Here is a 14,164-nt window from a genome sequence, read left to right on the forward strand (position 1 = left end):
CCCCGCCGACTTCGAGCACGCCCAGCCGATTCACCGATCCCCTCGCTAGACTCGCGGCCATGGTCCAGCGCAACACGTGGCAGCGCGAACGCGTGCGGGAGGCTCTCTCCGGAGCCCCCGGCTTCGTCAGCGCCCAGTCGCTGCACGCGACCCTGCGCGACGAGAACACCGGCATCGGCCTGGCGACCGTCTACCGCACGCTCGCGGGTCTCGCGGCCCGCGGTGACGCCGACTCGCTGCAGAGCCCCGACGGCGAGAACCTCTTCCGTGCCTGCGAGACGCGCGGCCATCATCACCACCTGATCTGCCGCTCGTGCGGCAAGGCCGTCGAGATCGCCGCGACCGACGTCGAGGAGTGGGCACAGCGCACCGCCGCCCAACACGGGTTCAGCGAGGCCGAGCACGTCGTCGACATCTTCGGCATCTGCACCGATTGCGCCCGCGCCCGGGCTCGTGAGCGTGGCGACGAATAGTCGCACCACGGCTCCCACGCCGCAACGCTCGGGCGCCTCCCGCACCCTCGTCGCGCTCGGCCTGGGTGTCGTCGTGGTCACGGCGCTGTTCCTGGTCGACGCCTTCGCCCCCACGTTCTTCGCACAGCCGTTGCCGACCCGCGCGCAGGACGGTCTCACCCTCGCTCTCAGCGTGCTCATCGAGTCGCTGCCCTTCGTGGTCCTCGGCGTGGTGCTGTCGATCATCGTGCAGGTGTGGGTGCCCCCGGGAGCGATCGAGAGATGGATGCCGCGCGCGCCCTGGGCGCGCCGGGCGGTGCTGTCGCTGCTGGGGATGTTCATCCCCGTCTGCGAGTGCGGCAACGTGCCCTTCGCCCGCGGTCTTCTCATGCGCGGCTTCGGAGTGAGCGACACGCTGACCTTCCTGGTTGCGGCCCCGATCGTGAACCCGATCGTCATCATCAGCACCCACGCGGCCTTCGGATTCAGCGACGGCATCCTGGTGGCGCGCCTGATCGGCGGGTACCTGGTCGCCAACCTGATCGGCTGGCTGTACAGCCGGCATCCCGATCCCGACAAGCTGCTCACCGAACGCTTCCTCGAGACGTGCGAGATCGTCGTGCAGGAGCGCGGCGACCGTGGTCGGCGCACCCTCGCCCAGTTCGTCGTCGAGCTGCGCTCGGTCATGCCGGCCCTCATCATCGGCTCGCTGCTGGCCGGAGCAGTCCAGGTGCTCATCCCGCGGAGCGCCCTGCTGGCCATCGGGTCCGACCCGGCGCTGTCGATCGCCGCGATGATGGCGCTGGCGATCGTGGTGTCGCTGTGCTCGAACGTCGACGCGTTCTTCGCGCTGTCGTTCGCCTCGACCTTCACGCCCGGATCGATCGTGGCTTTCCTCGTGGTGGGGCCGATCATCGACCTGAAGATGATGGCTCTGCTGCGCACGACCTTCTCGACGCGCGTGCTCGTGGGCATGACGGTCGTCGTGGTGCTCTTCGCCTTCACACTCGGAACGGTGGTGAACCTCCTTGTCTAGAACGGGTGCTCTCGCCACGCGCTGGCTCGGGGTGGGCCTGACCGCGTGCCTGTCGATCACGACCATCACGCTGTGGGCCACCGGCCGTATGGCGCTGTACATCAACCCCGATTCGGCGTGGTTCGCCGTCGGCATGGCCTTCCTGGCGCTGGTCGGCTCGATCGCCTCGTTCGCCCTGCCGCTCGGCGCCGAGGCCGACCACGGACACGATCACGAGCACGGCCACGCCCCCGCCGCGGCCTCCGCCCGGCGCGAGGCGTTCGCGCACGCCGATCACGAGCACACCGATCCGCTCGACGCGCACGATCACGCAGCCCACGATCATCTCGCGGCCCGTCCGCGCCTGACCCCCGGCGGGATCGCGGCGTTCACCGGCGGCGTGCTCGCCTCGGGTGCGGTGATCGCGGTGCTGCTGACTCCCGCGGCGTCGCTGTCGACCGAGCTCGCGGTGTCGCGCGACGTGGGAGCCCCGCCGCTGTTCGCCGGCTCCGACGTGGTGACCCTCGCCGCCTCGGGCGACACCTCGAAGTTCGGCATCGGCGACTGGTCGGCGGTCTTCGCCCACGCCACCAACCCCGAGACGTTCGACGGAAAGCCCGTGACCCTCACGGGCTTCATCACCCCGGCCAACGACGGATCGAGCTTCGACCTCACCCGACTCGTCATCACGCACTGCGTGATCGACGCGCAGACCGCCCGCCTGCCTATCGCGGCCACCACCGACGCCCCCTCGACCGGGCAGTGGGTGACCGTCACGGGCACGGTGCGTTCGAGCGGCGACGGCAAGCTCGCGGTGCACGCCGACCAGGTCGCTGCCATCGCTGAGCCCTCGGACCCATATGAGTACTGATTCCCGTCGCGGCGGCGACTCCCGGCGTTCGCGCGCGCGTCGGCGGCGCGGACGCGGCTTCGCGATCGCCTTCGCCGCGATCCTCGTCGCTCTCGTCGTCGTCGGCGGCCTCGGCGCAGTGGTGGCCGTGGCCCAGGGGCCGCGCGTCACGGACGTGCAAGTCGATCCGGCGGCCGCCGTCGCGGCATCCGGCTCCCGCGTGATCCTCACCACGACCCAGTCCCTCGAGAAGGTGGACGCCTCGCAGGTCCAGGTGGACCCGGCGACCCCGTTCACCGTCGACACCTCGGGTCGCAGCGTCGGCGTGCGTTTCACGCTGCCGCTGCGCGACGACACCGACTACACGATCACCGTCAACGGCGTGAGCGGCCTCGGCGCCGGCCCCGCCTCGACCCTGACCGAGTCGTTCCGCACCCCCGCCCTGCAGGCCTACCTGATGCAGCGCGGCACGCCCGAGGGCGACACCATCTTCCGCACCGACCTGCAGGGGCAGGCGGGTCTGCCCGTGTTCGTGCACCCGCACATCGAGGACTTCCGCGCCACCGCCAACCACCTCGTGATCTCGGTGCGCGACGGCGACACCCCGCGGGTCATCGTGACCGACCCCGACGGCAAGAACCAGCGCGACATCGCCCTCCCGGGCCCCGGCTACGTCACCAACCTGCAGTCGGCCGACCGGGGCGAGCGCATCGGATTCACCTTCTCGGATGCCGACCTGGGCGCTGCCGGGGGACGCGAGAGCCGTCTGTTCACGGCGTCGGCGGCCGACGACGCCCCGCCCGTCGAGGTGGGGCTGAACGGCGGCGACGTGCGCATCGCCGACTACCGTTTCGTGCCCGACACCGACAGCATGCTGGTGCTGACCTTCGACTCGCGACTGCTGCTGACCGACGCGCAGGGCGGTAACGCCGCGCCTCTCGGCAGCGCCGTCTCGATCGACGGCATCGCGCGCGGATCGTCGGTCGCGATCGTGGAGCGCCTCGAGGGGATCCGCGAGATCAACCTCACCGACGGCTCCGAGCAAGCGCTGGTCGACCCCGTCGATCCCCCCGGCATGGCGGGGCGCGCGACGCCCCTGCCCGGGGCGGGCACGGGCACGATCCGCTCGTTCGCCGACATCAGCTCCGACGGGGTCTCCCGTTCCACGATCGTCTCGCACGTCGACACCGACGGAACCGTCCGTCAGCTGCTGAGCGTGCCGGGCTCGGACACCGTTCTGCAGACCTGCGTGTCTCCGAGCGGCCGCTACGCCGCCGTGCTCGTGGCTCCCCGAGCCGTCGACAACCCCTTCGACCGGTATCAGCTGCCGCTTCCGCAGCGTCTGCTCACGCATCTCGTCGAAGTCGACAGCGGCCAAGAGGTCGTGGCGCTGCAGGGCTTCGACCTCTCGTGGTGCCAGGTTCCCCCGCAGTGATGCGACCCGCGACCCGCGCCGACCTCGTCGACCTGCCGGTCGAGGCCGCGCCGCGGCTGCTCGGCGCCGTGCTCGAAACCGAGGTCGCCGGCGAGCGGGTCCGCGCGCGCGTGACCGAGGTCGAGGCGTACCACGGCCGCGGCACGGGCGACCAGCCCGATCCGGGCTCGCACGCGCGCATGGGACCGACCGCGCGCAACGCCACCATGTGGGGCGAGCCCGGTCACCTGTACGTGTACCTGAGCCACGGCATCCACTCGTGCGTCAATGTCGTCTGCGGCCCCGAGGGCGTCGCGGGTGGAGTGCTGCTGCGCGCCGGAGAGATCGTCGAGGGTGCGGACATCGCCGAACGCCGACGCCTCGAACGCCGCGGGGCCGTGCGCTCGTCGCGCGATCTCGCCCGCGGCCCCGGGCGATTCGCAGACGCGGTGGGTCTTCGGCATCCGATCCACGACGGCATCGACGCGGTCACCGGCGAGGTGCGCGCGGGCGCGCGAGCGCGGTTGCTCCTGCCCGACGCGCCGCCGCCGGGCGTGGCGATCGGACCGCGCGTGGGTGTCGCGGGCATCGCGGGCACCGACGCCTTCCCCTGGCGCTTCTGGATCGAGGGGGATGCCACGGTCTCGGCGTTCCGATGGGGGCGGGGCGCGGCCGAGGCGGCTGCCCGTCAAGGCGACACGCCGTCCGTGCTAGACTGACCCCTTGTCTGCGCGCACTCCAGCACGCAGTTCGCATCCCTCACTCTCGAACGTGGGCTTCGGCCGCGCTCGGACGGGGTGCAGACAAGGGATCTTGGGTGGCACCGTCCGGTGTCACGGTACAGAAGGAGACATCACCATGGCAGCAGTGTGCCAGGTGACTGGAGCGGTTCCCGGCTTCGGTCACAACATCTCGCACTCGCACCGCCGGACGAAGCGCCGCTTCGACCCGAACGTGCAGAAGAAGACCTACTTCGTTCCGTCGCTGGGTCGCAACATCAAGCTCAACGTTTCGGCGAAGGGCATCAAGGTCATCGACGCTCGCGGCATCGAGTCCGTCGTCCGTGACCTGCAGGCGAAGGGCGTGAAGCTGTAATGGCGAAGAAGGCTCAGGACGTTCGTCCGATCATCAAGCTGCGTTCGACCGCCGGCACGGGGTACACCTACGTGACGCGCAAGAATCGCCGCAACAACCCCGACCGCATCGTGCTGAAGAAGTACGACCCCGTGGTCCGCAAGCACGTCGACTTCCGAGAGGAGCGCTAAGCACATGGCTAAGAAGAGCAAGATCGCGCGCAACGAGCAGCGCAAGGTCGTCGTCGAGCGCTACGCCGCGAAGCGCGCCGAGCTGAAGAAGACCCTGGTCGACCCCAACGCGACCGACGAGGCCCGCGAGGCCGCCCGCGTGGGCCTGCAGAAGCTGCCCCGCAACGCGTCGCCCGCGCGCGTGCGCAGCCGCGACGTCATCGACGGCCGCCCCCGTGGTGTCCTCACGAAGTTCGGCGTCTCGCGCGTCCGCTTCCGTGACATGGCCCACCGTGGCGAGCTGCCCGGTGTGACCAAGTCGTCCTGGTAAGCACCAGACACCCGTTCGAAGGGCGGGGGTTCCGAGAGGAGCCCTCGCCCTTCGGCGTTTCCGGTGAGCGCCGCGCGCCCTTCAGGCGTCGACGGAGTTCAGCTGCTCGATGGCCTCGGTGCGACCGCTGACGCCGAGCTTGAGGTAGATCGACCGCACCTGGCTCTTCACCGTGTTGAGCGAGACGCCGCGCTCTCGCGCGATCTCGGCCAGGCTGAGGGGGCTTTCGAGCAGGAATGCCAGGGCGCGCTCCGTCGGTGTGAGGCACGGGGTGGCGTACGCCGGGGCGCTCTCGTTGTCGGGCGCCGCCACGCGGGCGAGGATCCCCTCGAGAGAGGCCATCAGGTGCCGCAACTCCGGGTTGTGAGCGACGACGCCCTCCATCAGTTGCCGTGTCTCGTCGTGCGGGAGCATGAGGAACGGTGTCGCCCAGGTCCCCGTGCGCTGCATGATCAGCAGGGCCGCCTCCATGCTCTGGTGAGCGCGGCGGGAGTTGCCGAGCCGCTGCTGGGCGAGGGCGCGGCGCAGCAAAACCGGTGTGAAGGTGCGCAGGCAGTGTTCGGTCTCGGATGCCACGCAGGCGTCGGTCTCGAGCAGCAGCTCGCGCTCCCGTCCGAGACGCAGCAGGGCCGTGGCTCGCTGCATCGAGAAGCAGATACCGTGACCCTCGGGGTTGTCGTAGGGCGCGAGGACCGCGAGAGCCTGTGCGTCATCGCCCTGCGCGACGTAGAGGTCGGACAGGATGCACAGCAGGAAGTGGCGCACCATACGGTGGCTCGCGCTTCGCAGACCCCCGTGGAGCAGTTCGCGGGCCTCGGCCCGCCCGTCGGCGAACTTGTGCCGGAGGAGCTTGACCATCACTCCGGCGGCTCGCGCCGTGTACGTCCAATACGGGTCGTCGCGTTGGGTGAGTGCCATCGCCGAGGGGACGGCGGCGAGGCGTTCGACGTCGCAGCGTGCCGACGAGGTCAGGATGTCGGCGAGGAAGAGCAGGTAGGCGGCCTCTTCCACGGGCCATCCTTCGGCCGCGAAGATCTCCTGCGCGCCGGACGAGGCTTCTTCGGCCGCGGTGTACTCGCCGTTGATCGCGTGCCCCAGCGCGATGACCGTCAGTGCCCGATACCGCAGAGCGGGTGTGTCGGCGAAGAGGAGCGCCTCGGCGCCGAACCGGGCGGCGTGCTGCGCCGAGCCGATCGCCGCGCAGTACTCGCCCGCGCTGGCCAGCAGCAGAGCCCGGCCGCGGGAAGAGAGGGCGGCGGGGCGTTTGAGGCGCACTTCGTCGAAGTACAGACGCACCACGCCTACGCCGTCGACGAGAGCGTCGCGCCGCGCTCGCGCCGCCAGCAGCGCCCCCACCGTCTGTGCGGAGGCGTCGGTCCACATCGCGGGTGGGGCCGGGGTCTCGGCCTCGGCCAGCAATGCGAGATGACGGGTGATCGGGATGCCGTGGCCCGGTGCCAGCCGGATCGCCGTCGTGACGACCGCGGCGTGGAGGGTCGCGCGCACGTCGATGGAGGATGGGGTTCCCGACATCGCACCTCCGCTTCGCGAGCGCCTCATGGCAGTTTTGGTCCTTTCTATGGTATTTCATACCGTTTCGTGAATTGCCTGATCAGGTACCCTCGAGCGCCGGTCGACTCCCGGGGTACCGCGGTTCCCGCGCGGGGAGCGGGCCTCGATCGCGCGCTCCCCGTTTCCGGGCGAGGTGCAGGGCCGCCGACGTACGAGGGCGCCGCGCAGCTGCCCCGGTCGCCCCCTCCGCCCCGTCGACGCCGCGACACGCCGGCGCGAAAGGGGGAAAATCCGTCAGAATCCGCGTAATTCCGCGGTTCGGTTGATACTGTCGAGGCGGTCTCCCGACCACCGAGGAGGATTTTCCCCTCGTCCGCGTAACGAGAGGCGACTGAGACGTCGCCTGGAGGACAACCACATGGCTGACAAGTCCATCACCAAGACCGAGCTCGTCGCGAGCATCGCCAGCGCGACCGGGCAGAGCCAGTCCGCCGTGTCGGGCGTGCTCGACTCCCTCTTCTCCACCGTCTCCGAGGCGGTCGCCAAGGGCAGCAAGGTTTCGATCCCCGGCTGGATCGCCTTCGAGCAGGTCGCGACGTCGGCTCGCACGGGCCGCAACCCCCAGACGGGCGAGGAGATCTCGATCCCCGCCGGCAAGCGCGTCAAGGTGACCGCGGGCTCCAAGCTGAAGGCCGCCGTCAAGTAAGACGACGTCGAATCACAGAGGGGGGTTGCCACGCGGCATCCCCCCTCTGTCGTCCCCGCGCGACGTAGGCTGAGGGGGTGAATCCCCGCCTGCTCCGCGTCGCGGGACCCGTCATCCTGGTCGTGGTCTCGCTCATCGCCGTCGCGGTGGGGCTCGCCTACGGCGGCGGAGCCGCGCCCACGCAGCTCGCCGACCCGGGTCCGGTCGTGCGGTGGGGTCTGCCGATCGCCACGGTCGTCGTCAACCTCGCCGCCGCCACGATGGTCGGCTCGCTGGTCCTGGCGCTCTTCGCCCTTCCTGCGGGGGAGCGACCGTTCGAGATCGCCCTCGACACGGCATCCATCGGCGCTGCCGTCTTCACCGTCTCGGCGGCGACCACGGGGTATCTGACCTTCCTCAACGTCCTCAACGCGAAGCCGACGCTCGACGCGGTCTTCGGCCAGCAGCTCGGGCGCTTCCTCGTCGAGAGCTCGATCGGGCAGGCGTGGCTGATCACCACGATCGCGGGCGCCGTGCTGACCGTGCTCACCTTCGCCGTGCGCTCGTGGATCCCCACGCTCGTGGTCGCGATCCTCGCCCTCGCCTCGCTGATCCCGATGGGAACACAGGGACACGCCGGCGAGGAGGCCAGCCACAACGCGGCCGTCACCTCGCTCGTGCTGCACATCATGGCCGCCGCCGTATGGCTCGGTGGTCTGATCCTGCTCGTCGTGGTCCGCCCCGCGATGTCGCGAGGCCAGTTGCAGACCACGCTGCTGCGCTACTCCTCGATCGCCCTCGTCGCCTTCATCGTCGTCGCTATCTCGGGGACGGTGCGTGCCTCGATCGGTCTCTTGGGACTGCAGAACCTCTGGTCGGCGTACGGCGTGCTCGTACTGATCAAGGTGGGCGCCCTGATCGCGATGGGCGTGCTGGGCGCGTGGTACCGCCGTCGTCTCATCTCGCGCATGGCCGAAGAGCCCGGTTCCCGCCGCTTCTGGGGCGTCATCACGCTCGAGCTCGCCTTCATGGGCATCGCCAGCGGTGTCGCCGCCGCTCTCGCGCGCACGCCCCCGCCCGTGCAGCCCCCGCTCGTGGGGCAGACCCCGGCCGAGGTGCTGACCGGTGCGCCGCTGCCCCCCGACCTGACGATCGAGCGCTGGTTCACCGCGTGGGACATCGACCTGCTGTGGACGCTCGTGGTGGCTTTCGGTGTGTTCTTCTACCTGGCGGGCGTCTACCGGCTGCTGCGCCGCGGCGACTCGTGGCCGATCTACCGCACCGTGCTCTGGTGCCTCGGCATGCTGAGCGTCTTCTGGGTCACCTCGGGCCCCATCAACGTGTACCAGGACTACCTGTTCAGCATGCACATGATCGGGCACATGCTGCTGTCGATGGCGATCCCGCTCCTGCTCGTGGCGGGGGCACCGGTGTCGCTCGCTGCCCGCGCGATCCGCAAGCGCACGGACGGGACGCGCGGCGGTCGCGAGTGGATCCTCTGGGCGGTGCACAATCCGGTCGCGAAGGTGCTGACCAACCCCTACGTGGCGGCGGGCCTGTTCATCGGATCGCTCTGGGCGTTCTACTACACCGACCTCTTCCGCTGGTCGCTGTACGACCACGTCGGGCACATCTGGATGGTCGCTCACTTCCTGGTGACCGGTTACCTCTTCGTGCTGAGCCTCATCGGCATCGATCCCGTTCCGTACCGTCTGCCGTACCCGATGCGCCTGCTGATGCTCATCGCGATCATGGCGATGCACGCCTTCTTCGGCATCGCGATCATGATGAACTCGGGTCTGATGGTGGCCGAATGGTTCGGGGCGATGGGGCGCACCTGGGGGGCGACCCCGTTGCAAGACCAGTACGTCGGCGGTGGTGTCGCGTGGTCGGTGGGCGAGATCCCCACGCTCGTGCTCGCCATCGCGGTCGCCATCCAGTGGAGCCGTAGCGACGAGCGCCAGCAGCGCCGACGCGACCGCCACGTCGACCGCGTCGGCGACGTCGAGCTCGACGCCTATAACGAAGAGCTGCAGCGACTGGCCGAGCGTGACGCGCGGGTGGCGTCGCGGGGCAACTGACCCGTTCGCCGGGCTCAGTCGGACGAGCCGCCGACGAGGATCGAAGCGGTGCCGTCGGGCAGCACCGTGATCTCGCCGTCGACGCGGAAGGCAACGTCTTCTTCGACGGTGCGCACGCTGCCGTCGAAGATCGAGCGGATGTCGACCACGATGTGCGCCACGGCCTTCGCTGAGGGGATGCGCCACCCCGCCCCGTCGGGCACGACGGTCACTACCGGCTGCTCGACGATCGACCAGGTGGGGGCGTCATCGATGCGGTTGCGCACGGTGAAGCCGAAGGGGCACCCGGTCGGCTGCAGCACTTTCTGCTGGGCGCACGTGGTGAGAAAATCCTCGACACGCGACTGAACGACCGAGATGAACTCGTCGGTCGGCTGGGCCTGGACATCGACCGGGATGCCGGCCAGCGGCGCGTCGGCGAGCACGGCGACACCGGGAGTCGCCGAGATGGCGGTGTCGACGTTCACCGAGTAGAGCCCGGGTGAGAACACCAACAGGGGGACCGCGGCCGTGGGGTCCACGTCGGCGCCGTCGACCGAGACCTGACGTTTGTCGACCTCGAAGCCGTTGACGGCGAAACGCATCGACCCGTCGACCGTGAGTTTCATGACCGACAGCGGGCTCCGGGCGAACCGCCAGCGGGGGAGGAGGCCCTCGTTCGTGTCGTGCTGGATCGCGAAGGTGGTCTGTCCGCCGTAGCCGCCGGCCGTGTAGCTCACGGTGATCTGCGTCTGCTCGCCGTTCGTGCTCTCGCCGGTGATCTCGGCATCCGTCAACGCGGTGAGCGCATCGGGGCGCAGCAGTGCCTCGGAAGCGGTGGCCGGGAGACCCGCGGACTGCAGCTCGGCGGAATCGACGGCCACACCGGGGAGCGCGAGGGCCTCCGCCGTCCGGTGGTCCTGAAGCAGCTCGAGGTAATGCTGGACGAACGCGCGGGGGCTGTAGAACTCGCGATAGAGCGAGGCCCCGCCCGCGCCGAGGGCGGCGATCAGCAGGACGCCCACCAGGGTGATTCCGGCGATGGTGCGTCCTGGGCGCGCGCGCACGCCGCGAACGCCTTCGGGCGTCGCGGGGCCCCCGCCTGCGGTGTCCACGCCTCCAGTGTAGGAAAGGCTCCTGTGGAGGCGCCCCGCACGTCAGTCCATGACGAGCGACTGCACCACGGCCACCGCGGCGAGCTGACCGCTCGAGAGGGCCGCGGCGAGCGAGAACATCGGCCCCGGCAGATGGTCGGGGTGCGCCAGATCACCCACGGCGTAGACGTTCTCGACGCTCGTCCGGCCGAACGGATCGGTGCGCACGGCCCCCGACTCCTGCAGCTCGACGCCGAGTGCGTCGAGGAAGTCCGCGCGCGAGCTCCAGGTGGGCGCGACGAAGGCCCCGGCGACTTCGAGCACCGAACCGTCGGTGCGTGCGAGGGCGAGTCCGTCGGCGGTCCCGTCGACGCGGACGACGGTGGCGGGGTCGACGAGATGGACCTCGGATGCCACCGGCTCCAGCATCCGCCCGAGCACGGCGGCGTGGTCGCTGCCGTTGACGATCGCGACCGGACGGCCCGCGAACTCGTGGCCGTGGCAGAACGGGCAGTTCGCGACGCGGTCGCCCCACTGCTCGTCGAGCCCGGGGATGGCGGGGAGCCGGTCGGCGACCCCCGTGGCGAGGATCACGGCGTGGGCGCGGAGACGCTCGGCGCCGACGCTGACCGTCAGGGCGTCGTCTTCTCTCACGACGGCCGAGACGGCGGCATCCCGGATCTCGACGTCGGGGTAGGCGGCGATCTCGTCGCGGCCGAGGCGGCGGAGCTCGGCGGGGTCGCGCCCGTCGTTCGTGAGCAGGTTGTGCGCGTGACGGACGCTGCCATTGCGGTAGTCGCCCGAGTCCAGCAGCAGCGTGCACCGGTGCATGCGCCCGAGGGTGAGGGCCGCCTGCAGGCCGGCGGGGCCGCCTCCGATGATGATCGCGTCGTACACGACGTGCTCCTTTCCGCTTGCTTTCCGGACCATCCTGTGACTTCATGTCGACATGAAGTCAAGTGGCGTGCGCGCGGGCGAGTCGATCGGTGAGGCGGCAGCGCGGTTCGGTCTCGAGACGCACGTGCTGCGGCACTGGGAAGACGAGGGGCTCCTGCGTCCGACCCGGGATGCCGCGGGCCGACGCCGCTACGACGAGGCCGACAGCGTGCGGATCGCGGTGATCCTGCGCAACAAGGCGGCGGGGCTCTCGCTCGAGCAGATCCGCGTGCTGCTCGACGACGGAGCCCCCGACCGCCACCGGGTGCTCGAAGAGCACGTCGCCGAGCTCGACCGCCGCGCTGCCGACATCGCCCAGGCTCGCGCCATGACCGAGCATGCCCTGCGCTGTCGCTCGCACGACATCACCCAGTGCCCGCGGTTTCGCAGCCACGTCGCCGACGTGCTCTCGGGAGAGGCGCGCTGGCTGCTCGTCCACACCGAGCCGACGGGCGGGCCCATCCCCAGCCCGCCGCCCGAGTCGACCCGTGCGAACTAGCATGGGCCGGTGACCACGCCGCCCCTTTCCGCCGAGCAGCAGGCGCTGTTCCGGCTGATCGAGGACACCCGGGAGCACGTCTTCGTCACCGGCCGCGCCGGCACGGGCAAGTCGACCCTGCTGCAGCATCTGGCGTGGAACACGAAGAAGCAGATCGCCGTGTGCGCTCCCACCGGGGTGGCAGCCCTCAACGTCGAGGGTCAGACGATCCACTCGCTCTTCCGTCTGCCGATCGGGCTCATCGCGAACGGCGACATCGATCAGAACGACGCCACTCGAAAGCTCCTCAACGCCATCGACACCCTCGTCATCGACGAGATCTCGATGGTGAACGCGGATCTCATGGATGCCATCGACCGCTCGCTCCGCCAGGCCCGCGGTCGGCGGTCGGAGCCGTTCGGCGGCACGCAGATCGTGATGTTCGGCGACCCGTACCAACTCGCTCCCGTGCCGCCGCGCGGCGATGAGATGCGGTACATCCGCGACCACTACCGCTCGTTCTGGTTCTTCGACGCCAAGGTGTGGTCGGGCGAGGCTGCCAGCGACGGTCTCATCGACATCGGGCGCCACGGCGCCGACCTGCACGTCAACGAACTCGTCGAGATCCACCGGCAGTCCGACCCGGGGTTCAAGCAGCTGCTCAACGCCGTGCGGTACGGGCGCGTGACGGCCGAGATGGCCGGCATCCTGAACGCCGCCGGTGCCCGCACGCCGCCGCACCCGGCCGACGGCGAGCACCCGATCATCACGCTCGCGACCCGCAACGACCGCGTCAACACCATCAACCGCCGGCACCTCGACGAGTTGATCGGTCGCACGCAGACGGCCAACGCCGAGATCTCGGGCGATTTCGGTCGGGGCGAGGCGAACTATCCCGCCGAGATGGAGCTCACGCTCAAGGTCGGCGCACAGGTGATGTTCCTCCGAAACGACGCGGCGCAGTTCGGCGAGGCTCCGCGCTGGGTCAACGGCACGATCGGCACCGTGACCCGCATCGCCGGAGACAGCGTGCGCGTCGAGGTCGACGGTACCGCGCACGACGTCGAACCGGCCGTGTGGGAGAGATACCGCTACGCGTACGACCCGGGGACGAAGAACCTCTCGCGCGAGATCGTCGCCGAGTTCACCCAGTTCCCGTTGAGGCTGGCGTGGGCCGTGACCATTCACAAGTCGCAGGGCAAGACCTACGATCGCGCGGTCGTCGACCTCGGTGCGGGTGCCTTCGCCCCCGGGCAGACCTACGTCGCGCTCAGCCGCTTGACCTCGCTCGACGGCCTGTACCTGACGCGTCCGCTCAAGCCCGGCGACATCCGTGTCGACGAGGACGTGCGCCGCTTCATGAAGCAGGCGTGGTTGAGCAGGCAGGCGGCCGCGCAGGCCTGAGCGGTCACCCGCCGACCCGGGTCACGCGACCTGGCCGGCCTTGGCGCGCGTGAGGTCGGCGAACAGTTCGGTGGTGAAGCGGTAGGCCACGAGCACCTCGGCGATGACGCGCTCTTTCTCGCGATCGTCCCAGGGGGCGGCGTCGAGCTGCTCGCGGTAGACGGTCTTGAACGCCTTGGGGTCGGCGATGTCGCCGAACAGCAGGAAGCCGATGCCGTTGGTCTCGAAGCCGAAGCGGCGTCGCATGAGCCGGCCGATCGAGGGCCCGCCCGACAGGTCGCCGAGCAGGCGCGTGTAGTGGTGGGCGACGAAGCCGCCGGGCCACGTGGCGGCCACGCGGCGGATGCGCGAGACGTAGGCCTGCGTGGTCGGCAGTGGGGTGATCCGCTCGCGCCAGTCGTCGCCGATGAGGAAGCCGAGGTCGGCCTCGAGGGCGGGGAGGCGGGAGTGGCGCCCCTGGAGGAACACGGATGCCACGGGGTCGCTGCGCATGCGACCGGCGGCCTCTTCGAGAGCGGCGTAGATGAACCAGTGCTGGGCGATGAGGGCGATGTAGTCGTCGCGCGTGCCGGCACCGGTGAGGAGGTCGGTCATGAACCCGTCGCACTCGTGGGGCGAGTGCGCGTCGCTGGAACGCTCGCGCAGAGCTGTCGAGAACGGGACGACGGCGTTCATGCGGCCATCTTACG

General features: G+C 70.0%; 16 protein-coding genes. 12 read left to right on the forward strand and 4 right to left on the reverse strand.

The features are described 5' to 3' along the window. Positions 1 to 59: 59 nt before the first annotated feature. The 8 genes from AB6V29_RS12130 (at position 60) to rpsN (ending at position 5,306) form a co-directional block, all read left to right on the forward strand. Positions 60 to 473 carry a Fur family transcriptional regulator gene (locus tag AB6V29_RS12130; RefSeq protein ID WP_103207737.1) on the forward strand — a complete coding sequence of 138 codons (414 nt, stop codon included), beginning with the start codon at positions 60 to 62 and terminating at the stop codon, positions 471 to 473. Further along, the gene (locus AB6V29_RS12135; protein ID WP_369358900.1) at positions 454 to 1,488 is read left to right on the forward strand and encodes a permease; all 1,035 of its coding nucleotides are present in this window, start codon (positions 454 to 456) and stop codon (positions 1,486 to 1,488) included. Before AB6V29_RS12130 ends, AB6V29_RS12135 begins: the two co-directional genes overlap by 20 nt. Then, on the forward strand, positions 1,481 to 2,338 hold the full coding sequence (locus AB6V29_RS12140) for a DUF1980 domain-containing protein (protein WP_210076776.1): 858 nt from the start codon (positions 1,481 to 1,483) through the stop codon (positions 2,336 to 2,338). Before AB6V29_RS12135 ends, AB6V29_RS12140 begins: the two co-directional genes overlap by 8 nt. Further along, on the forward strand, positions 2,328 to 3,752 hold the full coding sequence (locus AB6V29_RS12145; protein ID WP_267788638.1) for a hypothetical protein: 1,425 nt from the start codon (positions 2,328 to 2,330) through the stop codon (positions 3,750 to 3,752). The genes AB6V29_RS12140 and AB6V29_RS12145 overlap by 11 nt, the downstream gene beginning before the upstream one ends. Further along, a complete protein-coding gene (locus tag AB6V29_RS12150; protein WP_369358901.1) occupies positions 3,752 to 4,450 on the forward strand; it encodes a DNA-3-methyladenine glycosylase in 699 nt (232 codons plus the stop codon). Before AB6V29_RS12145 ends, AB6V29_RS12150 begins: the two co-directional genes overlap by 1 nt. A 139-nt stretch (positions 4,451 to 4,589) precedes the next feature. After that, positions 4,590 to 4,826, forward strand: a complete 237-nt coding sequence (gene rpmB / locus AB6V29_RS12155) for a 50S ribosomal protein L28 (protein WP_055832508.1) — start codon at positions 4,590 to 4,592, stop codon at positions 4,824 to 4,826. Next, the gene (gene rpmG / locus AB6V29_RS12160) at positions 4,826 to 4,996 is read left to right on the forward strand and encodes a 50S ribosomal protein L33 (RefSeq protein ID WP_013584775.1); all 171 of its coding nucleotides are present in this window, start codon (positions 4,826 to 4,828) and stop codon (positions 4,994 to 4,996) included. Before rpmB ends, rpmG begins: the two co-directional genes overlap by 1 nt. 4 nt (positions 4,997 to 5,000) lie before the next feature. Then, positions 5,001 to 5,306: a 30S ribosomal protein S14 gene (gene rpsN, locus AB6V29_RS12165; RefSeq protein WP_022878196.1), complete on the forward strand. Its 306-nt coding sequence runs from the start codon at positions 5,001 to 5,003 to the stop codon at positions 5,304 to 5,306. Positions 5,307 to 5,387: 81 nt separating this feature from the next. Here the strand turns inward: rpsN and AB6V29_RS12170 are convergent, their stop codons facing one another. Beyond that, on the reverse strand, positions 5,388 to 6,839 hold the full coding sequence (locus tag AB6V29_RS12170) for a LuxR C-terminal-related transcriptional regulator (RefSeq protein ID WP_369358903.1): 1,452 nt from the start codon (positions 6,837 to 6,839) through the stop codon (positions 5,388 to 5,390). A 397-nt stretch (positions 6,840 to 7,236) separates the two neighbouring features. On the opposite strand from AB6V29_RS12170, the gene AB6V29_RS12175 reads away from it, so the two are divergent. Together AB6V29_RS12175 and AB6V29_RS12180 are read left to right on the forward strand one after the other, a co-directional pair. Then, a complete protein-coding gene (locus AB6V29_RS12175; protein ID WP_013584778.1) occupies positions 7,237 to 7,524 on the forward strand; it encodes an HU family DNA-binding protein in 288 nt (95 codons plus the stop codon). Positions 7,525 to 7,601: 77 nt separating this feature from the next. Beyond that, positions 7,602 to 9,584, forward strand: a complete 1,983-nt coding sequence (locus tag AB6V29_RS12180; RefSeq protein ID WP_369358906.1) for a cytochrome c oxidase assembly protein — start codon at positions 7,602 to 7,604, stop codon at positions 9,582 to 9,584. A gap of 14 nt (positions 9,585 to 9,598) precedes the next feature. Here AB6V29_RS12180 and AB6V29_RS12185 read toward each other — a convergent pair whose 3' ends face one another. Continuing rightward, the gene (locus AB6V29_RS12185) at positions 9,599 to 10,678 is read right to left on the reverse strand and encodes a hypothetical protein (protein WP_369358907.1); all 1,080 of its coding nucleotides are present in this window, start codon (positions 10,676 to 10,678) and stop codon (positions 9,599 to 9,601) included. A 42-nt stretch (positions 10,679 to 10,720) separates the two neighbouring features. Further along, positions 10,721 to 11,554 (reverse strand): NAD(P)/FAD-dependent oxidoreductase, encoded by an 834-nt coding sequence (locus AB6V29_RS12190; RefSeq protein ID WP_369358908.1) that lies wholly within the window; start codon positions 11,552 to 11,554, stop codon positions 10,721 to 10,723. A 52-nt stretch (positions 11,555 to 11,606) separates the two neighbouring features. On the opposite strand from AB6V29_RS12190, the gene AB6V29_RS12195 reads away from it, so the two are divergent. Together AB6V29_RS12195 and AB6V29_RS12200 are read left to right on the forward strand one after the other, a co-directional pair. Continuing rightward, a complete protein-coding gene (locus tag AB6V29_RS12195) occupies positions 11,607 to 12,092 on the forward strand; it encodes a MerR family transcriptional regulator (protein ID WP_267788617.1) in 486 nt (161 codons plus the stop codon). Between the two features lie 9 nt (positions 12,093 to 12,101). Continuing rightward, positions 12,102 to 13,475 carry an ATP-dependent RecD-like DNA helicase gene (locus AB6V29_RS12200; protein WP_369358909.1) on the forward strand — a complete coding sequence of 458 codons (1,374 nt, stop codon included), beginning with the start codon at positions 12,102 to 12,104 and terminating at the stop codon, positions 13,473 to 13,475. Positions 13,476 to 13,496: 21 nt separating this feature from the next. Here the strand turns inward: AB6V29_RS12200 and AB6V29_RS12205 are convergent, their stop codons facing one another. Then, positions 13,497 to 14,150: a heme oxygenase (biliverdin-producing) gene (locus AB6V29_RS12205; RefSeq protein ID WP_210076792.1), complete on the reverse strand. Its 654-nt coding sequence runs from the start codon at positions 14,148 to 14,150 to the stop codon at positions 13,497 to 13,499. Positions 14,151 to 14,164 lie beyond the last annotated feature (14 nt).

Source organism: Microbacterium sp. 20-116 (genome assembly GCF_041079415.1).
Classification (GTDB): domain Bacteria; phylum Actinomycetota; class Actinomycetes; order Actinomycetales; family Microbacteriaceae; genus Microbacterium.